This window comes from Methylobacterium sp. HJ2 (genome assembly GCF_056431005.1).
In genome coordinates this window covers 478,409-499,661 of record NZ_JBWJYM010000003.1, presented here as the reverse complement: position 1 = coordinate 499,661, position 21,253 = coordinate 478,409, and the positions used below count along the sequence as shown (strand labels likewise).

General features: G+C 71.3%; 20 protein-coding genes. 10 read left to right on the top strand and 10 right to left on the bottom strand.

Translation table 11 applies throughout. The annotated features are described in order from the left end of the window. The first annotated feature begins 16 nt into the window (after positions 1-16). Positions 17-1,006: a MaoC family dehydratase gene (locus ACS5RC_RS10885; RefSeq protein WP_478343861.1), complete on the top strand. Its 990-nt coding sequence runs from the start codon at positions 17-19 to the stop codon at positions 1,004-1,006. 3 nt (positions 1,007-1,009) lie between these two features. Here ACS5RC_RS10885 and mtnA read toward each other — a convergent pair whose 3' ends face one another. Next, on the bottom strand, positions 1,010-2,107 hold the full coding sequence (gene mtnA / locus ACS5RC_RS10880) for an S-methyl-5-thioribose-1-phosphate isomerase (protein ID WP_478343860.1): 1,098 nt from the start codon (positions 2,105-2,107) through the stop codon (positions 1,010-1,012). Between the two features lie 158 nt (positions 2,108-2,265). On the opposite strand from mtnA, the gene ACS5RC_RS10875 reads away from it, so the two are divergent. Continuing rightward, on the top strand, positions 2,266-4,890 hold the full coding sequence (locus ACS5RC_RS10875) for a DNA translocase FtsK (protein WP_478343859.1): 2,625 nt from the start codon (positions 2,266-2,268) through the stop codon (positions 4,888-4,890). Between the two features lie 510 nt (positions 4,891-5,400). Here the strand turns inward: ACS5RC_RS10875 and ACS5RC_RS10870 are convergent. Both ACS5RC_RS10870 and ACS5RC_RS10865 read right to left on the bottom strand, forming a co-directional pair. After that, the gene (locus ACS5RC_RS10870) at positions 5,401-6,198 is read right to left on the bottom strand and encodes a lytic murein transglycosylase (protein ID WP_478343858.1); all 798 of its coding nucleotides are present in this window, start codon (positions 6,196-6,198) and stop codon (positions 5,401-5,403) included. 259 nt (positions 6,199-6,457) lie between these two features. After that, positions 6,458-7,183 carry a tyrosine-protein phosphatase gene (locus ACS5RC_RS10865; protein WP_478343857.1) on the bottom strand — a complete coding sequence of 242 codons (726 nt, stop codon included), beginning with the start codon at positions 7,181-7,183 and terminating at the stop codon, positions 6,458-6,460. A gap of 234 nt (positions 7,184-7,417) precedes the next feature. Here ACS5RC_RS10865 and ACS5RC_RS10860 point away from each other — a divergent pair, with 234 nt between their 5' ends. Both ACS5RC_RS10860 and ppa read left to right on the top strand, forming a co-directional pair. Continuing rightward, complete coding sequence (locus ACS5RC_RS10860; RefSeq protein ID WP_478343856.1) at positions 7,418-7,924, top strand: N-acetyltransferase family protein; 507 nt, start codon at positions 7,418-7,420, stop codon at positions 7,922-7,924. A gap of 118 nt (positions 7,925-8,042) precedes the next feature. Beyond that, a complete protein-coding gene (ppa, locus tag ACS5RC_RS10855) occupies positions 8,043-8,579 on the top strand; it encodes an inorganic diphosphatase (protein WP_478343855.1) in 537 nt (178 codons plus the stop codon). Between the two features lie 119 nt (positions 8,580-8,698). Here the strand turns inward: ppa and ACS5RC_RS10850 are convergent, their stop codons facing one another. Continuing rightward, positions 8,699-9,955 carry an FAD-dependent monooxygenase gene (locus ACS5RC_RS10850; RefSeq protein WP_478343854.1) on the bottom strand — a complete coding sequence of 419 codons (1,257 nt, stop codon included), beginning with the start codon at positions 9,953-9,955 and terminating at the stop codon, positions 8,699-8,701. A 173-nt stretch (positions 9,956-10,128) separates the two neighbouring features. On the opposite strand from ACS5RC_RS10850, the gene tesB reads away from it, so the two are divergent. The 4 genes from tesB to ACS5RC_RS10830 all read left to right on the top strand — a co-directional run bounded on the left by tesB (position 10,129) and on the right by ACS5RC_RS10830 (position 14,960). Next, a complete protein-coding gene (gene tesB / locus ACS5RC_RS10845) occupies positions 10,129-10,992 on the top strand; it encodes an acyl-CoA thioesterase II (protein WP_478343853.1) in 864 nt (287 codons plus the stop codon). 300 nt (positions 10,993-11,292) lie between these two features. Continuing rightward, positions 11,293-11,631 (top strand): P-II family nitrogen regulator, encoded by a 339-nt coding sequence (locus ACS5RC_RS10840; protein ID WP_066926104.1) that lies wholly within the window; start codon positions 11,293-11,295, stop codon positions 11,629-11,631. A gap of 78 nt (positions 11,632-11,709) precedes the next feature. Continuing rightward, on the top strand, positions 11,710-13,212 hold the full coding sequence (locus ACS5RC_RS10835; RefSeq protein ID WP_478343852.1) for an ammonium transporter: 1,503 nt from the start codon (positions 11,710-11,712) through the stop codon (positions 13,210-13,212). A gap of 470 nt (positions 13,213-13,682) precedes the next feature. Further along, positions 13,683-14,960 carry an outer membrane beta-barrel protein gene (locus ACS5RC_RS10830; protein WP_478343851.1) on the top strand — a complete coding sequence of 426 codons (1,278 nt, stop codon included), beginning with the start codon at positions 13,683-13,685 and terminating at the stop codon, positions 14,958-14,960. Positions 14,961-15,103: 143 nt separating this feature from the next. On the opposite strand, the gene ACS5RC_RS10825 is transcribed toward ACS5RC_RS10830, so the two are convergent. Beyond that, positions 15,104-16,273, bottom strand: coding sequence for a phosphoserine transaminase (locus ACS5RC_RS10825; RefSeq protein ID WP_478343850.1), 1,170 nt, complete (start codon positions 16,271-16,273; stop codon positions 15,104-15,106). Between the two features lie 167 nt (positions 16,274-16,440). Here ACS5RC_RS10825 and ACS5RC_RS10820 point away from each other — a divergent pair, with 167 nt between their 5' ends. Then, a complete protein-coding gene (locus ACS5RC_RS10820) occupies positions 16,441-16,608 on the top strand; it encodes a hypothetical protein (RefSeq protein ID WP_478343849.1) in 168 nt (55 codons plus the stop codon). Positions 16,609-16,614: 6 nt separating this feature from the next. Here ACS5RC_RS10820 and trmD read toward each other — a convergent pair whose 3' ends face one another. Then, complete coding sequence (trmD, locus tag ACS5RC_RS10815; RefSeq protein ID WP_478343848.1) at positions 16,615-17,349, bottom strand: tRNA (guanosine(37)-N1)-methyltransferase TrmD; 735 nt, start codon at positions 17,347-17,349, stop codon at positions 16,615-16,617. Positions 17,350-17,436: 87 nt separating this feature from the next. On the opposite strand from trmD, the gene ACS5RC_RS10810 reads away from it, so the two are divergent. After that, positions 17,437-18,153 (top strand): class I SAM-dependent methyltransferase, encoded by a 717-nt coding sequence (locus ACS5RC_RS10810; protein ID WP_478343939.1) that lies wholly within the window; start codon positions 17,437-17,439, stop codon positions 18,151-18,153. An 88-nt stretch (positions 18,154-18,241) separates the two neighbouring features. On the opposite strand, the gene rimM is transcribed toward ACS5RC_RS10810, so the two are convergent. The 4 genes from rimM to ffh form a co-directional block, all read right to left on the bottom strand. Continuing rightward, positions 18,242-18,919 (bottom strand): ribosome maturation factor RimM, encoded by a 678-nt coding sequence (gene rimM, locus ACS5RC_RS10805; RefSeq protein ID WP_478343847.1) that lies wholly within the window; start codon positions 18,917-18,919, stop codon positions 18,242-18,244. A 134-nt stretch (positions 18,920-19,053) separates the two neighbouring features. Continuing rightward, positions 19,054-19,416, bottom strand: coding sequence for a 30S ribosomal protein S16 (gene rpsP, locus ACS5RC_RS10800; protein ID WP_478343846.1), 363 nt, complete (start codon positions 19,414-19,416; stop codon positions 19,054-19,056). Further along, positions 19,407-19,691, bottom strand: coding sequence for a hypothetical protein (locus ACS5RC_RS10795; protein ID WP_478343845.1), 285 nt, complete (start codon positions 19,689-19,691; stop codon positions 19,407-19,409). The genes rpsP and ACS5RC_RS10795 overlap by 10 nt, the downstream gene beginning before the upstream one ends. Beyond that, entirely contained in the window at positions 19,688-21,253 is a 1,566-nt protein-coding gene (ffh, locus tag ACS5RC_RS10790; RefSeq protein WP_478343844.1) for a signal recognition particle protein, read from the bottom strand. Before ffh ends, ACS5RC_RS10795 begins: the two co-directional genes overlap by 4 nt.

The window sequence follows — 21,253 nt, the reverse complement described above, 5'->3', positions numbered from 1 at the left end:
ACCGCACAGGACTGTCATGACCGGGATCGCCTTCGAGGATTTCACCCCGGGCGCCGTGATCGAGGGCGGCCCGATCACCGTGACGGCGGGGGAGATCGTCGCCTTCGCGGCCGAGTTCGACCCGCAGCCCTTCCACCTCGACGCCGAGGCCGCCAAGGCGACCTTCGTGGGCCAGCTCATCGGCTCGGGCTGGCAGACGGCGGGCTTCGGCATGCGGCTGCTGCAGGAGCACGTCTTCCGGGGCGGCAGCTCGATGGGCTCGCCCGGCATCGACCAGCTGCGCTGGCTCCGGCCGGTGCTGCCGGGCGACGCGCTGCGCATCGCCGCGACCGTGGAGGAGTGCCGCGCCTCGACCACGAAGAAGGACCGGGGCTTCGTGCGGCTCGGCCTGACCATGCTGAACGGCCGCGACCAGGCCGTGATGACCCAGACCTTCACGGTGATGTTCCCGCGCCGCGGCGTCGAGCCGCTACCCCCGCGCGCGGTGACGCTCGACACGCCCCCGGCCGTCGAGGAGCCGACGGATCGCGAGCCGCTGCTGTTCCTGAAGGACGCGCCGATCGGGACCAGCCGCGACCTCGGGCCCCATGTCTTCACCGCGGAGGAGATCATGGCCTTCGCGCGGGCCTACGACCGGCAGGAATTCCACCTCGATCCGGAGGCGGCCCGGCGCAGCCATTTCGGCGGGCTCTGCGCCTCCGGCTGGCACACGGCCGCCGCCTGGATGAAGCGCCTGCACATCACGCGGGAGCGCGACATCGCCCTGACGGCGGAGACCGGACTGGTGCCCCAGCTCGGGCCGTCGCCGGGCTTCCGGGACATGCGCTGGCGCGCACCGGTCTACGCGGGCGATACCATCCGCTACAGCTGCACCCTGGAGGAGGCCCGCCCCACCGGCTCGCGCCCGGGCTGGGGCCTCGCCACCCACCGCAACACCGGCGTGAACCAGCGCGGCGAGACGGTCTTCAGCTTCAAGGGCACCGTGTTCTGGCAGTGGGAGCCGTGACGGTCAGGCCGCCCGGCGCCGCTCCGGGTAGAGCCCGAGCAGCCCTTCCGGGCTCGCCGCGCAGACGCCCCGCTCGGTGATGATGCCGGTGACGAGGCGCGACGGCGTCACGTCGAAGGCGGGGTTGGCCACCGGGCTCCCGGGCGAGACCACCTCGACGGTGGCGAAGCCGCCGTCCGCGAGACGCCCGGTGAGATGCGTGACCTCGCGGGAATCCCGCTCCTCGATCGGGATCTGCCGCACGCCGTCGGTGAGCGTCCAGTCGATCGTCGAGAAGGGCAGCGCGGCGTAGAAGGGCACCCGGTTGTCGTGGGCAGCGAGCGCCTTCAGGTAGGTGCCGATCTTGTTGCAGACGTCGCCGGACGCCGTGGTGCGGTCGGAGCCGACGATGCAGACGTCGATGCCGCCGTGCTGCATCAGGTGGCCGCCGGCGTTGTCGGCGATCACGGTGTGGGGCACGCCGTGGCCGTTCAGCTCGAAGGCGGTGAGCGCCGCACCCTGGTTGCGGGGCCGGGTCTCGTCCACGAAGACGTGGAGATCGACGCCCATCTCGTGCGCCATGTAGATCGGGGCGAGCGCGGTGCCCCAATCGACGGTGGCGAGCCAGCCGGCGTTGCAATGGGTCAGCACGTCGAGGCGCCGGCCCTTCGCGCCGGCGAGATCGGCCAGGATCCGGCCGCCGTGCTCGCCGATCGCCCGGCAGCTCGCCACATCCTCCTCCGCGATGCGGCCGGCCTCGGCGAAGGCGGCGGCGAAGCGCTCGGAGACGGGGAGGGGGCGCAGCTGCGCGGCGACGTGGTCGAGGGCCCAGCGCAGGTTGATCGCCGTGGGCCGCGTCGCCGCCAGCGCCTCCACGGCGCGGGCGAGGCCCGCGTCGGAGGCGTCCGCGCGCAGGGCCAGGGCGAGGCCGTAGGCGGCGGTGACCCCGATCAGCGGCGCGCCCCGCACGATCATGGTGCGGATCGCCGTGGCGGCATCCTCCAGGCTCGCGAGCCGCCGCATCTCCAGGGCGAAGGGCAGCCGCGTCTGGTCGATCACCTGCACGCTGACGCCATCCGCGTCGGGGACGATGGTTCGGTAGGGGCGGCCGTCGATCTTCATGGGCGCTCCTCTGCCACACCCGCGCGGCGATTGCACCGTCCACAGGCGAAGCCCGGGGCGATCCCGCCGGGCCGGTCAGGCTTCCTCAACCTTAGCCGCGCGTTAACGGCTCGTCCGTAGCGTTTCCCGCAGAGTACCCCTCACGCGTCCGGTCCCGCATGCGCTCGCTTCGTCGCTCCGCATCGCCCTACGACACCTTCGTCGACACGCTGCGCCCGTTCCTGGCGCGGCGGCTGACGGAGCTCGGCGGGTTCGTGCTGTTCACCGGTTCGGTGGCGCTCACCGTGGCGCTGGCGACCTGGTCGATCGACGATCCGAGCCTGAACCACGCCACCGATCACGCCGCGCACAACGTGCTGGGCTCCGGCGGGGCCGTTGTGTCCGATCTCGCCATGCAGATCCTCGGTCTCGGATCCCTCGCCCTGGTGCTGCCGCCGACCCTGTGGGGCATCCGCCTGATGCGCGAGCGCGACCTGCCGCGCGGCGGCCTGCGCCTCGCCCTCTGGATCATCGGCTTCTGCGCGGCGAGCGCGGTCGCGAGCGCCCTGCCGCCGACCGCGCGCTGGCCGCTGCCCACCGGCCTCGGCGGCGTCGCGGGCGATGCCCTGCTCTCGGTCGCCCGCACGGTGATCGGCGCCGTGGTGCCGCCGGCGGCGCACCTCGTCGGCTTCGCCTACGCGGCGCTGGCGATCCTGAGCCTCACGGGCGCCTGCCGCGCCGGGATCGGACAGGACGAGGGAGCCTACGACGATCCGGACGAGGCCGAGGCGGACCGGCACCCGCCGAGCCACCGCGGCGAGGACCGGGATATCGCGAGCGAGCCCGGCCTCGGCCTCGTCGGCCTCGGCGCGCTGGCGCAGGCGGTGATGCGGGGCAAGGCGGCGCTCGGCGAGACGGTGGAGTCCCTGCGCGGACCGCGCGGCGGGCTCGCCTACGCGGGCGCCTCGCCGACGCTCGCGGCGCGGCGCGCCTTCTCGGACGAGGACCTTCCCTGGGCCGAGCACGCTCCGGCCGCGGGTCGGCGCGAGCCCGCCTTCGACAGCCGCGAGCCGGCGGCCGCGCCCCGGCGTCCGCCCCCCGCGGCCCCCGCGGCCCCGCGGCCGGAAGTAGAGGACGCCGCCGACGAGGCCGGCCACGCCGCCGAGCCGGTGCGCGCCCGCGTGGCGCCGCCGATTCCGAGCCCCGCGCCGGCCCGCCGCCCGATGCCGTCCTCCGTGCACCCGGACGATTACGAGTTGCCCGCGCTCGGCCTCCTCGCCGAGCCGCGCGGCCCCTCGGTCGCGAGCCAGATCTCGCCCGACGCCCTGGAGCAGAACGCCACGCTGCTCGAGGCGACGCTCGGCGATTTCGGGGTGCGCGGCGATATCCTGGCGGTGCGGCCCGGCCCGGTCGTCACCCTCTACGAGTTGGAGCCCGCGCCCGGCACCAAGTCGTCCCGCGTGATCTCGCTCGCCGACGACATCGCCCGCTCGATGTCGGCGGTCTCCGCCCGCGTCGCCGTCGTGCCGGGCCGCAACGCGATCGGCATCGAGTTGCCGAACGCCCGCCGGGAGACCGTGTTCCTGCGCGAATTGCTGGCCTCGGCCGACTTCGCCGAGAGCAAGCACCGGCTGGCGCTGTGCCTCGGCAAGAACATCGGCGGCGAGCCGATCATCGCCGACCTCGCGCGCATGCCCCACCTGCTGGTCGCCGGCACCACCGGCTCGGGCAAGTCGGTGGCCATCAACACCATGATCCTCTCGCTGCTCTACCGGATGAAGCCGGAGGAGTGCCGCCTGATCATGGTCGATCCCAAGATGCTGGAGCTGTCCGTCTACGACGGCATCCCGCACCTCCTGTCGCCCGTCGTCACCGACCCGAAGAAGGCGGTCATCGCCCTCAAATGGGCCGTGCGCGAGATGGAGGAGCGCTACAAGAAGATGGCCAAGATCGCCGTGCGCAACATCGACGGCTACAACGCCCGCCTGGAGGAGGCGCGGGCGCGCGGCGAGGTGCTGACGCGGACGGTTCAGACGGGCTTCGACCGGCACACGGGGGAGGCGGTGTACGAGGACGAGGCGATGGACCTCACGCCCCTGCCCTACATCGTGATCGTGGTCGACGAGATGGCCGACCTGATGATGGTGGCGGGCAAGGACATCGAGGGCGCGATCCAGCGGCTGGCGCAGATGGCGCGGGCGGCGGGCATCCACCTGATCATGGCGACCCAGCGCCCGTCGGTGGACGTGATCACCGGCACGATCAAGGCGAACTTCCCGACGCGGATCAGCTTCCAGGTGACGAGCAAGATCGACTCGCGCACGATCCTGGGCGAGATGGGCGCCGAGCAGCTTCTGGGCCAGGGCGACATGCTGTTCATGGCCGGGGGCGGGCGCACGACGCGGGTGCACGGGCCGTTCTGCTCGGATGCCGAGGTCGAGAGCGTGGTGGCCCATCTCAAGCGCCAGGGCCGGCCCGCCTATCTCGACGCCGTCACCGCCGACGACGGCGCCGACGAGCCCGCCGCCAAGGGCGGAAAGGGCGGCGCCGAGATCGAGATGGACGGCGCCGTGTTCGACCAGGGCTCGTTCGGCGAGGCGGGCGGCGATCTCTACGAGCAGGCGGTGCAGGTGGTTCTGCGCGACCAGAAGGCCTCGACGAGCTACATCCAGCGCCGCCTGCAGATCGGCTACAACCGCGCCGCCTCGCTGATGGAGCGGATGGAGATCGAGGGCATCGTCGGCCCGGCCAACCATGCCGGCAAGCGCGAGATCCTGGTCGAGACCGAAGGGCAGGGGCTGTGACGGGCAGGGCGTGACGGGCACGCACCCGCGGAGGCGGTCGGCTCACGGCGCCCGTCCCCTGCTGGCAGGCGGCGGTGATGTTCACTGAGGCCGGATAGATCCCGGTTTCCCGTCCACCCTTTGCGGGCTAGCGGATTCACACATCGTCCGTTCCCCTCAGGCTTGGCCTGCAAGGGCGCGGATTGTGCCCTCCCCCCTCTGAGGGGGAGGGTGCCGAGCGCAGCGAGGCGGCCGGGACGAAGTCCCGCGAGAGGGGAGCCCGGCTTCAGGCAAGGGCGCAGCGTCGATGCGGAGCGCCATCCTGCATCGACGCTCCCCTCTCGCGGGACTTCGTCCCGGCCGACCCGCTTCGCGGCCCACCCTCCCCCGCAGGGGGGGAGGGAAGAACCTGCGCCCGTGCGGGGCAGACCTGAGCTTGAACGCGCGCTATGCGTATCCGCTCGGGTGACCGGGACAGGAAAGGCTCCCGCGGCCCTGCCGGACGCCCTGCCGGCGTCCGGGCCCCCGCTGCTACCGGCCGTCGATGCGCGAGCCGAGCAGCGCGATCGCGCGCTGGTAGACGCCGGCGTCGTTCCAGCCCTGGATCGCCGCGAAGTTCGGCTCGCCCGGCTGGTAGCCGGCCCCGGCGCGCCAGCCATGCGCCTTCAGGAAGTTCGCCGTCGAGTTCAGCGCGGTGCCGACGTTGTCGAGGCTGCCGCCGGTGCCGTAATTCAGCACGTTCTTGGGCAGGAACTGCGTGTGGCCGACCTCGCCATGCGCGGCGCCGCGGGTGCCGGGCTGCAGGACGCCGCGATCGACGAGGGTGAGGGCGGCGTAGAGCTGGTCGGTGAAGAAGGCCGAGCGGCGGCAATCGTAGGCGAGGGTGGCCACCGCCGAGAGCGTGTTGACGTTGCCCCGGACCGCGCCGAAGCCCGTCTCCATGCCCCAGATCGCCAGCAGCGGGCCGGGCGGCACGCCGTAGCGCTGCTCGATCGAATCGAACAGGGCGGCGTTCTGTGCCTTCAGCGCGCGTCCGCGCGACACGATCACCGGACCGCCGCGCTTGGCCAGGAACTGGTCGAGCGAGAGCCGGAAGCTCTTCTGGCCGCGGTCGGCCGAGATCGTCGCCGTCGAGTAGGTGGTGCCCATCAGGGCCGCGAGGCTCTGGGCGCTGGCGCGGCCGCGCGCCTCCTCGGCGAACTCGCGCTTCCACGCCTCGAAGCCCGCAGCCGTGTTGCCGCATTGCGCGGCCTCGGCCCGGCCGGCCACGCAGGCCAGAGCCGCGAGGCCGATCGCCGCGAGCGATGTTCTCCGCCCGTATCCCATCATCGCAAAAACTCCCGCTCGATCGAACGCGGTCCGGTGCACGATCCGTCCGGGCGCATGTCCGCGTGGCGACATCGGTCGCACCGGAGCCCGTGAGCGGGATCGCGAGGCGCGCTCTCGTCCCTGTGCTGTACCGGCTCCCGTTCCCGGGCAATCGCGACAGGATGAAGGCAGATCGCGCAGAATCGCGCCACGGCGCTGTTTTCCCGGCACGCCTAAGCATTACGGCATCACCGGGCCGCGCGGCGGCGCGGTGCGGCGGCTACTCGCGCTTGATCAAGCGGTCGACCATCAGATCCGACCAGAAGCCGGGCCGGAAATCCCGCTTCAGCGCCTCCGGGTCGTAGACGGTCTCGACCCAGGTCAGGAAGTCGAGGCCGCGGGCCTCGCCCTCGGCCCGGTAGCGGGCGAAGAAGGCATCGAGGATCCCGGTCTTGGCGAAGCGGAAATGCCCGTAGCGGGCCGAGAGCTGGCCCGCGGCCTCGGCCACCGGCCGCTTCTCGTGCAGGATCAGGTAGAGGGCGGCCGCCAGGCCCGCCCGGTCCGCCCCCGACTTGCAATGCATCACCGCGGGGTACTCGATGCCCGCGAAGAAGTCGCGCGCGGCCAGGATGGTCTCGCGAGCGGGGGCCTCGCGCGAGCGCAGCACGAACTCGACCAGGGTGAGGCCGTGGCGCTCGCAGGCCTCGCGCTGCAGCGGCCAGGATCCGTGCTCGCGTCCGCCCCGCAGGGAGATCACCGTCCGCACGCCCTCGCGGCGGAAGCGCGCCAGCTGGTGCGGTCCGGGCTGGGCCGAGCGCCAGAGCTCTCCGGCGCCGACCCGGTGCCGGTTGAGGTAGGCGAGGCGGAACACGCCGTGATCGAGGAACAGCATGTTGGCCCAGGCCATCAGCCGTGCGCCCGGCCCGGCGATCGGCCGCTCGAAGCGGGCGATGCGCGCCATGCGACGGGCGTAGCGCGTCTCGGGTTTGAGGAAGCGGTTGAACACGGCTCTGTGCGGATCCGGCGCGGGGCCTCGGGGCAGGGGCCCCGGCTCTACCAGCCGGATCCCCGAGCGGCAATTTCGGCATCGGCCGGGCCCGGCGCGGCGCCCGCCGCGATGTTGGCCGCGGGACCGGCCGGGCGCGGCATCGGCCTTGCCTTCAGTTTGCCGGGATCGAATCTGAACCTGCGTCGCCGGGACGGGTTGTCCGCCGGCAGCCCTCCAGAGGATAGTCTGGCCATGAGCACCCGCACCACGAGCATCCGCCGGGCCCGCGATGGGGATGTCGCCGGGCTGTCGCGGGTGTTCGACGCGGCGTGGCGGGAGGCCTACCGGGGCATCATCCCGGGCGTCGCCCTGGAGCGGATGATCTCCCAGCGCGACCGGGCGTGGTGGCGCGGCGCCATGCGCCGGGGCCGGCCGGTCGCCGTGGTCGAGACGGGCGAGACGGTGGTGGGCTACGCCACCTACGGGCGCAGCCGTAGCAACAGCCTCGGCACCGAGGGGGAGGTGGACGAGCTCTACCTCCTGCCGGAGTATCAGGGGATCGGCCTCGGGCGGCGGCTGTTCCGGGCGGTGCGCAACGACCTCGCGGATCACGGCCTCGCCCGCATCGGGGCCTGGGCGCTCGAGGAGAACCACCGCGCCGCGGAGTTCTACCGCTCGCTCGGCGGCAAGGCGGGCCCGCGCGTCCTCGACCGCGTCGCCGGGGTGCCGCTGCCGAAGATCGGCTTCCAGTTCGCCTGACGCTTTCACGGAAACGTCGCCGCCTCCCGACGAAGAGCGAATTGGCAGCGCGCGCGCGCGGCCTTAAGACACCTCCGCTCAAGAGGAACAGCCGTTCGCCGGCCGGGAGACAACGCCCATGAACATCGACGCCATCTCGGTCGGCAAGAATCCGCCCCACGACGTCAACGTGATCATCGAGGTGCCGCTCGGCGGCGAGCCGATCAAGTACGAGATGGACAAGGAGGCCGGCGCGCTCGTCGTCGACCGCTTCCTCTATACGCCGATGTTCTACCCGGGGAATTACGGCTTCATCCCGCACACCCTCTCGGGCGACGGCGACCCCTGCGACGTGCTGGTGGCCAACACCCGGGCCATCATCCCGGGGGCGATCATCAGCGCGCGCCCCGTCGGCGTCCTGGTGATGCAGGACGACGGCGGCGAGGACGAGAAGATCATCGCGGTGCCCTCGCGCAAGCTGACCCAGCGCTACAACCGCGTCGAGAACTATACCGACCTGCCCGACATCACCATCAGCCAGATCCAGCACTTCTTCGAGCACTACAAGGATCTCGAGCCCGGCAAGTGGGTGAAGATCGTGCGCTGGGGCGACAAGGAAGAGGCCCAGCGTCTCATCATCGAGGGCATCGAGCGGGCGAAGGGCGGCACGAAATAGGCGCCGACACGGCGCGCCGCCGCGCGTGACGACCGCCGAGCGCGTCCCCGCTCGGCGGACGCCGGCACGGCGACACGGATCCCGGGCCGCGCGGTGTCGCGCCGCGCGGCGAAACGGCTCTAGAGCGGCTCGCCCCGCATCAGGCGCGGCCGGCCCGATCCGAGCGCGGCGGCCTCGCCGATGAAGAACCGCTTCAGGCCGGGCAGCCGGTCGACGAGGCCGAGGCCGAGGTCGCGGGCGAGGCGCACGGGGAGCGCGTCGTTCGAAAACAGGCGGTTGAGCCCGTCGGTCGCCGCCGCCATCGTCAGCGTCTCGAAGCGTCGGGCCCGCTCGTAGGCCGTCAGCACGTCCGGGCCGCCGGGGTCGAGCCCGAGGCGGAGCGCCCCGGTGACGGCCTCCGCGAGCGCCGCCGCGTCGGCGAGGCCGAGATTGAGACCCTGCCCGGCGATCGGATGGATCACGTGCGCGGCGTCGCCCAGGAGCGCCAGCCGCTCGGCGCGAAAGCGCCTAGCGATCCCGAAGGCGAGGGGATGGGCCTGCGGGCGCTGCTCCAGGGCGAGCCGCCCGAGCTGCGGGGTGAAGCGGCGCTCGATCTCTGACAGCAATTCCGCGTCGTCCCCCCCGAGCAGCGTCGCGACGTCGCGCGTCCGCTCGGTCCAGACGATCGAGGACCGGTGCCCGAGCGCCCCGCCATCGGCCAGCGGCAGGATCGCGAAGGGTCCGCTCGGCAGGAAGTGCTCGAAGGCGCGCCCCTCGTGCGGGCGCTCGTGCCCCAGCGTCGCGACGATGCCCGACTGGGGGTAGGACCAGCCCACCCAGCCGATCCGCGCCGCCTCGCGCAGCCGCGAGCGGGCCCCGTCCGCCGCGACGACGAGGCTCGCCCGCGTCTCCGTCCCGTCGCTCAGCCGCACCCGGACCGCGCCCGCATCGGATTCGGTCCGGTGAAGGCCCGTGTCGGCGAGGCGGATTCCCGCCTCGCGGCAGGCGGCGAGCAGGGCCTCCACCAGCGGCTCGGCCTCGACCATGTGGGCGAAGGGCTCGTCGGCCTGCCGGTCCGGATCCGGTCCGAAGCTGAGAAAGACCGGCCGCACCGGGTCGGCCAGCCGGCTGTCGGTGATCACCATCGCGCGGATGGGTTCCGCGGCGGCTCCGAGCCGCTCCCAGACGCCGAGCTGCGCGAGCATCCGGCGTCCGCCCGCCGCGACCGCGTAGGCCCGTCCGCGATGGCGGGCCCCGCCCGCGGGAATCGCCGGGTCGTGCACCGCGATGGACAGCGCCGCCCCGTGCGCCCGCCCGAGGGCGAGGGCGAGCGTCAGGCCCGGAATGCCCGCGCCGGCGACGACGAGGCTGCGGGCGCCGGGGCGCGATGCGCTCATGGTGTCTCCCTGATGCTCGATCATCGCCGTCCACCACGGACGGGTGCGAGAGCCCCGAAGTGGCGCGCCGAACCGCCGGGGCAACGCCGCCCGTCGGATCCGCGTGGATTGCCGCGGCCGCAATGCTATGTCGAGGGCGTCACGCAACGCTTCCGAGATCCTCGCCTCCGTCCATGACCGACATCGTCGCCGAACTCCTCGCCATCCTCGACCTCGAGCGCCTCGAGACCGACCTGTTCCGCGGCGTGAGCCCGAAGGTGAGCTGGCCGCGCGTCTTCGGCGGCCAGGTGGTGGCCCAGGCGCTTGTGGCGGCGATCCGGACCGTGCCGACGGACCGTCCGCCGCACTCGCTCCACGCCTATTTCCTGCTCGGCGGCGATCCCAAGGTGCCGATCGTCTACGAGGTCGAGCGCATCCGGGACGGCGGCAGCTTCACCACGCGGCGCGTGAAGGCGATCCAGCACGGGCGCGCGATCTTCGCCACCTCGATCTCGTTCCACGCCGACGAGCCGGGCTACGCCCATCAGGCGCCGATGCCGCAGGCCCCCGATCCCGACAGCCTGCCCGACACACGGACGATGATCGCCCGCGGCCTGCCGAACCTGCCGCCGGCCATCGCCGGCTACTTCGCCCGCGAGCGCCCGATCGCCCTGAAGCCCGTCGATCTCAAGCGCTATCTCGAGCCGGGGCCGGGCGAGCCCGTCTGCAATGTCTGGCTGCGGGCGGTCTCGGCGCTGCCGGACGATCCGGCCATCCACCAAGCGGTCCTGGCCTACGCCTCCGACATGACGCTGCTCGACGCCTCGCTGATCGCGCACGGGCGCTCGGTCTTCGATCCCGAGATCCAGTCGGCGAGCCTGGACCACGCGCTCTGGTTCCACCGCCCGTTCCGCGCGGATGACTGGCTGCTCTACGCCCAGGACAGCCCGAGTTCGTCCGGCGCCCGCGGCTTCTCCCGCGGCCAGATCTTCGACCGCGCCGGCGCCCTGGTCGCCTCCGTGGCGCAGGAAGGGCTGATCCGGCCGAGAAGCCGCTGAACCGGCCGAAGGGCAATTCCCTCCCGGGTCCGGCCCAAATCTGCCCAAGGGACACGCTTCTTGCATAATATATATGCACAAGCTTGAGCATTGAGGCACGTTCACGCGCCAGTGAACGGCTAATGCGTGGGCATCCGAGTGCGCTGCAAAAAGTTCCCGCGCGCGACCCTATGGCATAGTCCTTGAATGGCGGGCGCCGAACGCGGAGGCCATTCGGGCCGGCCGCGGGCAACCCGGATCGGATCGCCGCGCCCGTGATGGCGCTGGCCCGGTTCCAAAGGACAGCAGGGGGCGCCGCCCATGAAAATCGTGATGGCCATCATCAAGCCGTTCAAGCTGGAAGAGGTGCGCGACGCCTTGACCGGCATCGGCGTGCACGGCCTGACGGTGACCGAGGTCAAGGGCTACGGCCGGCAGAAGGGCCACACCGAGATCTACCGCGGCGCCGAATACGCGGTCAGCTTCCTGCCCAAGCTCAAGATCGAGGTCGCCGTCGCCTCCGACCTCGTGTCGAGCGTGATCGACGCGATCGCGGGCGCGGCGCGCACCGGCCAGATCGGCGACGGCAAGATCTTCGTGATGCCGCTCGAGAAGGCCGTCCGCATCCGCACCGGCGAGACCGACGCCGACGCCCTCTGATCCGACCGGGCCCGGCCCGTCCGGCAGCCCGACATCCCCTTCACTTCGCATCGAACCGCGACCGGGAGTCTCGTGTCCATGAAACTTCGTAATGCCCTCGCGCTCGGGCTGGGAGGAGCGGCGCTCGCCCTCGTCCTGATCGAGCCCTCGCTCGCGCAGACGCCGACACCCGAGGCGGCCACCGCCGCGCCGGCCTCGCCGCTGCCCAACAAGGGCGACACCGCCTGGATGCTGGTCTCGTCGGCCTTCGTGCTGATGATGACCGTGCCCGGCCTGGCCCTGTTCTACGGCGGCCTCGTCCGCACCAAGAACATGCTCTCGGTGCTGACCCAGGTCTTCGCCATCGCCTCGATCGTCTGCCTGCTGTGGGTGTTCTACGGCTACAGCCTCTCCTTCACCAACGGCGCCGGCCTCAACGACTTCGTCGGCGGCTTCTCCAAGGCCTTCCTCAAGGGCGTCGACGCCAACTCCGTGGCCGCGACCTTCTCCAACGGCGTCGTGATCCCCGAATACGTCTACATCTGCTTCCAGATGACGTTCGCGATGATCACCCCGGCGCTCATCGTCGGCGCCTTCGCCGAGCGGATGAAGTTCTCGGCGCTGGTGGTGTTCTCCATCCTGTGGGTCACGCTGATCTACTTCCCGATGGCGCACATGGTCTGGTACTGGGGCGGCCCCGACGCCGTCGGCAACGCCGCCAAGGCGCTCGCCGCCGCGACCGACGACGCCGCCAAGAAGACGGCCCAGGACGCCCTCGACGCGGTCAACGCCGATGCCGGCATGATCTTCAAGTGGGGCGCCCTCGACTTCGCGGGCGGCACCGTGGTGCACATCAACGCGGGCATCGCCGGCTTCGTCGGCTGCCTGATGATGGGCAAGCGCATCGGCTACGGCCGCGACCTGCTCGCCCCGCACTCCCTGACCATGACCGCCATCGGCGCCTCGCTGCTCTGGGTCGGCTGGTTCGGCTTCAACGCCGGCTCGAACCTCGAGTCGAACGGCACCACCGCCCTCGCGATGATCAACACCTTCGTGGCCACCGCCGCGGCCGCCGTCTCCTGGCTGTTCGTGGAATGGGCGCTCAAGGGCAAGCCGTCGCTGCTCGGCATGCTGTCGGGCGCCATCGCGGGCCTCGTCGCCGTCACCCCGGCCTCGGGCTTCGCCGGCCCGATGGGCTCGATCGTCCTCGGCCTCGTCGCCGGCGCGGTGTGCTTCATCATGTGCTCCAGCGTGAAGAACGCGCTGGGCTACGACGACTCGCTCGACGTGTTCGGCGTGCACTGCATCGGCGGCATCATCGGCGCCCTGGCCACCGGCATCCTGGTGAGCCCGGCTCTCGGCGGCGTCGGCCTGCCGGACTACACCACGAAGCCGGGCGAGCTCGTCGTCGGCGCCTACGACATGACCACGCAGATGATCGCCCAGGGCAAGGCCGTCGGCTTCACCCTGCTGTGGTCGGGCATCGGCTCCGCCATCCTGTACAAGCTGATCGACCTGACGATCGGCCTGCGCGTGACGCAGGAAGAGGAGCGCGAGGGCCTGGACATCGCCGATCACGGCGAGCGCGCCTACAACTACTGATCGCCTGCCGAACGCCTCTCGCCTGACCCGGCACGGGTCCGGCGGGAGGTTCTAAGTCAGGTCGCTCCGCCCCGCTCCGGCCTGCTCGGGACGCGGTCTGGAACGCCCCCCCCGAAAGGCCCCGGCTCGCTCGAGCCGGGGCCTTTCTTATTGGGCCTCCCCATGCTCGAGACCGACGCGATAGTGTCGATCCCCACGAATCACCGATCGAGGAAGCCGGACCGACTGCGCAACAGCCGGGATCGACCGCAATGGACCCGTCGATCCGCGCGCGGCATTAACCTTCTCGAAACCAAATCCTTGCGCCGCCACCGGAAAATTGTGGCGCGATCGCAACATTCTCGGAGCAACGGCGCGGAGAGGCTTTGATTGCCCGAAAACTAGGCAAATGCTCGCAGATTGATTTTGCGGTGTTCGACCGGTTTCGGCACCTTGGCCGTAGAGACAAAAAGACCAAGGGGCTCGAGACCATGCTTTCCACACTGTTCCTGCGGAGCGCCACGGCGTCGGCCGCCCTCCTGCTCTGCCTCGGACAGGTCCAGGCCGCGGATATGCCCGCAGCCGCCCCCGCTGCGCCCACAGGCCCGTGCAAGGTCGCCATCACCTTCCCGTCCTTCGGCGGCGTGATCAAGCAGAACCCGGATCCGGCCTGCTTCCAGACCGGCCTCGGCGAGATCTACGTCGGCGGCGCGATCACGGGCTACGCCTACAATTACAGCGACCGTCTGCCGTCCTTCTACACCCCGGCCGTGCCGGGCCAGCGGGACGACCGCATCGGCCGGGTGGATTTCAGCAACGTCCAGGCCTTCATCCAGAAGGCCGACGGTCCGTTCCAGTTCTACATCCAGACCGGCCTGTACTCGATCCCGGCGCTCGGCTTCCCGACCTTCAGCGCGGTCGACCAGACCAACCTGCTGTTCAGCCCGCTGCCGGTGGTGTTCGGCAAGTACGTGTTCAACGACGAGTGGTCGATCCAGGGCGGTCGCATGCCGACCAATATCGGCTCCGAGCTGCCCTTCACCTTCCAGAACCTGAACATCTCGCGCGGCCTCCTGTTCAACCAGGAGAACATCATCAACCAGGGCGTGCAGGTGAACTACGCCGCCGGTCCCTGGTCGGCCTCGCTCGCCGTCACGGACGGGTTCTACTCGGGTGAGCTGAACTGGGTCACCGGCCTGATCACCTACAAGATCGACGATGCGAACACGATCGGCATCAACGGCGGCACGCATTTCACCAGCTTCAACGACGTCACCCGCAGCGCGCGCTTCTACTACGCCACACCGCTGACCCTGCAGAACAGCAGCATCATCAGCGCGAACTACACCTACGCCAACGGTCCCTGGATCGTGACGCCCTACGTCCAGTACACCAACGTGGAGCGCAACGTGGCCCTCGGCCTCGCCGGCGCGGAAACCTACGGCGGCGCCATCCTGGCGAGCTACACCTTCAACGACAACTTCGCCCTCGCCGGCCGCTTCGAGTACATCGCCCAGAGCGGCAGCCGCACCAACCCGTTCGGCCAGACCGCCATCCTGTACGGCGCCGGCAGCTCGGCCTATTCCTTCACGATCACCCCGACCTACACCGTGGGCCGGTACTTCATCCGCGGCGAGTACTCGCATGTCGAGCTGATGGACTTCCAGCGCCTCGACCTCGCCGCCGGCACGATCGGCCTCGGCTTCGGCAAGTTCGGCAACAAGGCCGGCCAGGACCGCTACATGGTCGAGACCGGCTTCACCTTCTGAGATTCTTCGGGACGCAAGTGGGCGTCCCGGACCTGAAATACGAAAGGGGCGGCGAGGATCATCCTCGCCGCCCCTTTCGTTTGGTCCGCCGATCGCGGTCACGAACGGTCGAGACCGTTCGCGAGGGCAGGGCAGGGCGGCTCTCAGGCCGCGCGGGCGAGCTTCGCCTTCTCCTGGGCGAAGGCCCAGTCGAGCCACGGCGTCAGGGCCTCGAGATCGGCAGTCTCGACGGTGGCGCCGCACCAGAGCCGCAGTCCGGCCGGCGCGTCGCGGTAGGCGCCGATGTCGAGTGCCACGCCCTCGCGCTCCAGCGTCGCGACGATGCCCGAGGCCACGGCCGCGACCGTCGCGTCGCCCTGGGCGAGCACGTCCGGATCGGCGATGACGAGGCAGACCCCGGTGTTCGAGTAGGTGGCCGGGTCGGCGGCGAGATGGCCGATCCAGGGCGTGCGCGCGACCCAATCGTGGATGACGCGGGCATTGGCGTCGGCGCGAGCGTGCAGCGCGTCGAGGCCGCCGATGCGGCGAGCCCACAGCAGGGTGTCGAGGTAATCCTCGACCGCGAGCATCGAGGGCGTGTTGATGGTGTCGCCCGCGAAGATGCCCTCGATGAGCTTGCCGCCCTTGGTGAGGCGGAACACCTTCGGCACCGGCCAGGCGGGGACGTGGCTCTCCAGGCGCGCCACGGCGCGGGGGCCGAGGATGAGCATGCCGTGCGCGGCCTCGCCGCCCATCACCTTCTGCCAGGAGAAGGTGAGGACATCGATCTTCGACCAGTCGAGCGGCTGCGCGAAGGCCGCCGAGGTGGCGTCGCAGATGGTGATGCCCTCGCGGTCGGCCGCGATCCAGTCGCCGTCCGGCACCTTCACGCCGGCTGCGGTGCCGTTCCAGGTGAAGATCACGTCGTTGTGCCGGGTATCGATGGTCGCGAGGTCTGGCAGCACGCCGTAGGGCGCCCGATGCACGCGCGGCTCGATCTTGAGCTCGGTCAGGGCATCGGTGACCCATTCGAGCCCAAACGCCTCCCAGGCCGCAACCTCGACGGTCCTGGGGCCGAGCATGGTCCACATCGCCATCTCCACCGCCCCGGTGTCGGAGGCGGGCACGATGCCGATGCGGTAATCCTCCGGCACCCGCAGGATCTCGCGCGTGAGGTCGATCGCTTGGCGCAGCTTGGCCTTGCCGGCGGCCGAGCGATGCGAGCGGCCGAGCGCCGCCTTGTTGAGAGCCTGCAAAGTCCATCCGGGGCGCTTGGCGCAGGGGCCGGAGGAGAAATTCGGGACGCGCGGGCGGCTCACGGGACGGTCGTTCATCGGATCAAGCCTTGTCGAGAGGCGCCCGGCCCTGAAGACGGGAGCCCGAGCGGGCCCCATGCGCCCAACCGGTTGCGCGTGCAAGGGGGCGCCCGCAACACTGCCCTGCGGAAGGATTTCGTTAACCGAACGGCTCAAACATCAGGCTTCGCCGCACGGAGCGAATCATGACCTTCGAGGACGGTGCGCTCATCGGGCTCTGGGGCATCCTGATCGCCGCCCTGACCGGGATCCTGTCGCACTGGCTCGCCGCGCGCGCCGAGCCGGAGGCCGAGCCCGAATTCGCCGACCTCGACTTCGCCCTCGGCCCGGTGATCGATGCCGAGGTGTCCTGAGCCGGCTCAGCCGGCCTCACTCGGATCGCGGGCGAGCAGGTCGGGGCGCCGCTCGGCGGTGATGCGCTCGGCCTCAGCACGGCGCCAGCGGGCGATGGCGCCGTGATTGCCCCCGGTCAGGATCTCGGGAATCGTCCGGTTCTCCCAGGCGCGCGGCCGGGTGTAGTGCGGGTATTCGAGCAGGGCGCCCTCGAAGCTCTCCTCGACACCGGATTCGCTCTTGCCCATCACGCCGGGCAGCAGGCGCACGCAGGCGTCGAGCAGCGTCAGGGCCGCGATCTCGCCGCCTGAGAGCACGTAGTCGCCGATCGAGACCTCCTCGAGCCCTCGGCCCGCGATCACGCGCTCGTCCACACCCTCGAACCGACCGCAGATGACGACGGCCCCGGGGCCCGCCGCGAGCCGGCGCACGCGCGCCTGGGTGAGGGGCGTCCCGCGGGGCGACATCAGCAGGCGCGGGCGGGGATCCTCCGGCCCGGCCGCCGCATCGATCGCCGCGGCGAGCACGTCGCAGCGCAGCACCATCCCGGCTCCGCCGCCGGCCGGCGTGTCGTCCACGCTGCGATGGCGGCCGAGGCCGTGCGCGCGGATGTTGCGGGCCTCCAGGCTCCAGGCGCCGCGCGCGAGCGCGTCACCCGACAGGGACAGGCCGAGCGGGCCCGGGAACATCTCGGGATAGAGGGTGAGGACCGTGGCGCGCCACGGCCGCTGGTCGCCTGGGCTGGGCGGCTCGCCTGTCATGGCGGCTTGATGAGCGCCCATCGCCGCCGGGTCAATCGCCCGCAGGGCCCCGGCGCAACGGTGGCGCGGCCCTGCACGTTGCCGGCGATGATCCGCGCCGCCCTCGTCACCCTTCTCGCTCTCGGCACCGTCGCGCAGGCGACCGAGCCGCCCGGCGCACCCGCCTCCGCCTTCCCGAAGCCGGACCGGCCGGTGGCCGAGATCGTCGCGCCGCAATGGACCTCCGAGGCGGAGCGCGACCGGGTCGGCGAGTTCGCGCAGGTGGCCCGGCTGATGCGGATCGCGCCCGGCGAGACCGTCGCCGACGTCGGCGCGGGCAGCGGCTACTACGTCACGCGGCTGAGCCCGCTCGTCGGCCCGAAGGGCCGGGTCCTGGCCGAGGACGTCACGCCGCGCTACCTCGCCGACCTTGAGCGCCGGGTGCGCGATCTGCCGAATGTCAGCGTGGTCCGGGGCGAGCCGCACGATCCGCGCCTGCCGGCGAAGGCTGTCGATGCGGCGATCCTCGTGCACATGTACCACGAGATCACGCAGCCCTACGGATTGCTCCACAACCTCGCCGCCGCGATGCGGCCGGGCGGGCGGGTCGGCATCGTCGACGCGGACGCGATCCCCTCGCGCCACGGCACCCCGCCCGAGCTGCTGCGCTGCGAACTCGCCGCTGCCGGCTATCGCGAGACCGCATTCTCGCAACTGGAGGGCGGCGGCTACCTCGCGGTCTTCGCTCCGCCCGCGCCCGAGGCCCGGCCCGACCCGGCCGCGATCCGGCCCTGCCGCGACACGACGACCCGCGACCGCGGCTGAGACGCGGAGGCTAGTCGGATCCGGTCCCCGCTCGGGGCCCGGGCCGGCCGGGCGCGACGCTCCCCGGTTCTCCGACGCCGAAACCGGATCAGGCCGGCTCGTCCGGGGGCCTGGGGGCGGCCGGCGCGAAGAAATCCTCGGGTAGGGCGGCCACGATGCGCCCGCCCGCGAGATCGAGGCTCGGCACGAACGCCTTGGTGAAGGGCAGGAGCGCGGTCGGGCCGCCCTGGGCCGGACGGATCTCGAGGAGGTCGCCGCCGCCGTAATTCGGCACCGCCGTCACCGTGCCGACGCTCGCGCCTGCCGCGTCCACGACGGTGAGCCCGATCAGGTCGGCGAGGTAGAACTCGTCCTCTCCGGCCTCGCCCATCCGGGCGCGGGGGATCGCGAGCGTGACCCGGTTGAGCGCCTCGGCGGCGGTGCGGTCGCCGACGTCCTTCACGCGCACGAGAAGGATGTCGGGCGCGCCCCCAGGCGCCGGACGGGCGTCGAGGAGTGCGATGTCGCGGCCGTCGGAGGCGCGCAGGGGGCCGTAGCCCGCGATGGCCAGCGGGTCGGCCGTGTAGGATTTGAGGCGGATCTCGCCGTGCAGCCCGTGCGGCCTGCCGAATTCGCCGAGCAGGACGAGATCGGGATCGGGCGAAGCGGGCTTGGCCTGGGCCTTCGGCGCCGGGGCCCTGCGCGGCGCCGTGACGGCGGCCGGATCCAGGCGGCCCGTGCGCCGGGGACCGTCGCCGCGCGAGGAAGATCCGGGACGACGCGCCATTCCGATAAGCCCTGCGGGTAGCTGTCTTGCCGGGGCGGGCCGCGCTCGGCGCGCCCGGTGGTGCCTCGGAGCCATGCCCGGGCACCGCTCCGAAACCGGGGCCCGTCCGCCGCGGCGGACGGGCCGGGAGGGCCTCAGGCCGCGGCGTCCTCGGCCGGGGCGGCGGCCTTCTCGGCGCGCTTGGCGGCACGCTCCTTGGCCTTCTCGCCGGGCTCGGCCTTCTGCGGGTTGCTGCGGGCGGGGCGCTTGGCGAGGCCGGCAGCGTCGAGGAAGCGCAGCACGCGGTCGGTCGGCTGCGCGCCCTTGGCGAGCCAGCCCTGGATCTTCTCGGCCTCGAGCACCACGCGGGCCGGATCGTCCTTGGCCTTCATCGGGTCGTAGGCACCGACCTTCTCGATGAAACGGCCGTCGCGCGGGGCGCGGGCATCGGCCACGACGATGCGGTAGTACGGGCGCTTCTTGGCGCCGCCACGGGTGAGACGGATCTTCAGGGACATTTTTCTACCTCTGCGTTCAGTTCATTGTACTGATTCAAGAGACGCTCAATCGCGCTCTCATCTTCCAAGGCTCCAGTCGTCCGGAACACTTCAACATCGATTTTCCCATCTTCGAGAAAATCAATCTCCCAATACTCGCCGGGCACATGAGCGAGGATGCTGATGCCATCATGGCGAAAGCCTCTAATCTCATGTGAGATCTCAGCTCGCTTGAGGCGCTCGCTCACGTCCCAGACCCGCGCCATCAGCGTTTTTGCTGTCAGCGTATCGCTCACTTCTTCTTCCCGAACGGGAAACCGCCGAGGCCGGGCAGTCCCGGCATCTTCGGTCCACCGAGGCCCGGAAGGCCCGGCATCTTTCCGCCGCCCATCCCGGGCGGCATCGGCGGCAGCTTGCCGCCGAATTGCTTCTCCAGCGCGGCGATCTGCTCCGGCGTCGGCTCGGGCATGCCGGGCGGGATGCCGGGCATGCCGCCCGGCATCCCGCCGCCCCCGCCGAGGCCGAACATCGAGCCGAGCGCCTGGCCGATCCCGCGCTTGCCCGAGCCCATCGCCTTCATCATGTCGGCCATGGTCCGGTGCATCTTGAGGAGCTTGTTGATCTCCTCGACCTTCACGCCCGCGCCCGCCGCGATGCGCTTCTTACGGGAATTCTTCAGGAGGTCGGGGTTCTTGCGCTCCTGCGCGGTCATCGAGGAGATGATGGCGCGCTGGCGCTTGAACATCTTCTCGTCGAGGTTGGCACCCTCGACCTGCTTCTTGATCTGCCCCATGCCCGGCAGCATGCCCATCAGGCCGCCGATGCCGCCCATCTTCTCCATCTGGGCGAGCTGCATCGACAGGTCTTCCAGATCGAACTTGCCCTTGCGCATCTTCTCCGCGGTGCGGAGCGCCTGCTCGTGGTCGATCGTCTCGGCGGCCTTCTCGACCAGCGAGACGATGTCGCCCATGCCCAGGATGCGGTTGGCCACGCGCGAGGGGTGGAACTCCTCCAGCGCATCGACCTTCTCGCCGGTGCCGACGAGCTTGATCGGCTTGCCGGTCACGGCGCGCATGGAGAGCGCCGCGCCGCCGCGGGAATCGCCGTCCATGCGGGTGAGCACGATGCCGGTGACGCCGAGGCGCTGGTCGAAGGCGCGGGCGGTGTTGACGGCGTCCTGGCCGGTGAGCGCGTCGGCGACGAGCAGGACCTCGTGCGGCCGGGTCGCGGCCTTCACCTCGGCCGCCTCGGCCATCAGGGCCTCGTCCACCGTGGTGCGGCCGGCGGTGTCGAGCATCACCACGTCGAAGCCGCCGAGCCGGGCGGCATCCATCGCGCGCCGGGCGATCTGCACCGCGGACTGGCCGGCGACGATCGGCAGCGACTCGACCCCGACCTGGCGCGCCAGCACCGCGAGCTGCTCCATCGCGGCCGGGCGACGGGTGTCGAGGGAGGCGAGCAGCACCTTGCGGCGCTCGCGCTCGCTGAGACGGCGGGCGATCTTGGCGGTGGTGGTGGTCTTGCCCGACCCCTGCAGGCCAACCATCAGGATCGGCACCGGGGCGGGGGCGTTCAGGTCGATCGTCTCGGCGCTCTCGCCCAGCATCGCCACGAGCTCGTCGTTGACGATCTTGACGACCATCTGGCCGGGGGTCACCGACTTCAGCACGACGGCGCCGACGGCCTTCTCGCGCACCCGGTCGGTGAAGCCGCGCACGACCTCCAGCGCCACGTCGGCCTCGAGCAGGGCGCGGCGCACCTCGCGCATGGCGGCGGTGACGTCGGCCTCGGTGAGGGCGCCGCGGCGCGTCAGCCCCGAGAGGATGCCGGAGAGGCGATCGGACAGGCCTTCGAACAT

Bases quoted from the DNA above. Each gene is read 5' to 3' on its own strand.
- ACS5RC_RS10860 (WP_478343856.1), top strand. From the start codon at position 7,418: ATGAGCACCCGCACCACGAGCATCCGCCGGGCCCGCGATGGGGATGTC.
- ACS5RC_RS10850 (WP_478343854.1), bottom strand. From the start codon at position 9,955: ATGAGCGCATCGCGCCCCGGCGCCCGCAGCCTCGTCGTCGCCGGCGCG.
- trmD (WP_478343848.1), bottom strand. From the start codon at position 17,349: ATGACAGGCGAGCCGCCCAGCCCAGGCGACCAGCGGCCGTGGCGCGCC.
- ACS5RC_RS10840 (WP_066926104.1), top strand. From the start codon at position 11,293: ATGAAAATCGTGATGGCCATCATCAAGCCGTTCAAGCTGGAAGAGGTG.
- ppa (WP_478343855.1), top strand. From the start codon at position 8,043: ATGAACATCGACGCCATCTCGGTCGGCAAGAATCCGCCCCACGACGTC.
- ACS5RC_RS10835 (WP_478343852.1), top strand. From the start codon at position 11,710: ATGAAACTTCGTAATGCCCTCGCGCTCGGGCTGGGAGGAGCGGCGCTC.
- ACS5RC_RS10820 (WP_478343849.1), top strand. From the start codon at position 16,441: ATGACCTTCGAGGACGGTGCGCTCATCGGGCTCTGGGGCATCCTGATC.
- ACS5RC_RS10870 (WP_478343858.1), bottom strand. From the start codon at position 6,198: ATGATGGGATACGGGCGGAGAACATCGCTCGCGGCGATCGGCCTCGCG.
- ACS5RC_RS10885 (WP_478343861.1), top strand. From the start codon at position 17: ATGACCGGGATCGCCTTCGAGGATTTCACCCCGGGCGCCGTGATCGAG.
- rimM (WP_478343847.1), bottom strand. From the start codon at position 18,919: ATGGCGCGTCGTCCCGGATCTTCCTCGCGCGGCGACGGTCCCCGGCGC.
- ACS5RC_RS10875 (WP_478343859.1), top strand. From the start codon at position 2,266: ATGCGCTCGCTTCGTCGCTCCGCATCGCCCTACGACACCTTCGTCGAC.
- ACS5RC_RS10825 (WP_478343850.1), bottom strand. From the start codon at position 16,273: ATGAACGACCGTCCCGTGAGCCGCCCGCGCGTCCCGAATTTCTCCTCC.
- ffh (WP_478343844.1), bottom strand. From the start codon at position 21,253: ATGTTCGAAGGCCTGTCCGATCGCCTCTCCGGCATCCTCTCGGGGCTG.
- rpsP (WP_478343846.1), bottom strand. From the start codon at position 19,416: ATGTCCCTGAAGATCCGTCTCACCCGTGGCGGCGCCAAGAAGCGCCCG.
- tesB (WP_478343853.1), top strand. From the start codon at position 10,129: ATGACCGACATCGTCGCCGAACTCCTCGCCATCCTCGACCTCGAGCGC.
- mtnA (WP_478343860.1), bottom strand. From the start codon at position 2,107: ATGAAGATCGACGGCCGCCCCTACCGAACCATCGTCCCCGACGCGGAT.
- ACS5RC_RS10810 (WP_478343939.1), top strand. From the start codon at position 17,437: ATGATCCGCGCCGCCCTCGTCACCCTTCTCGCTCTCGGCACCGTCGCG.
- ACS5RC_RS10830 (WP_478343851.1), top strand. From the start codon at position 13,683: ATGCTTTCCACACTGTTCCTGCGGAGCGCCACGGCGTCGGCCGCCCTC.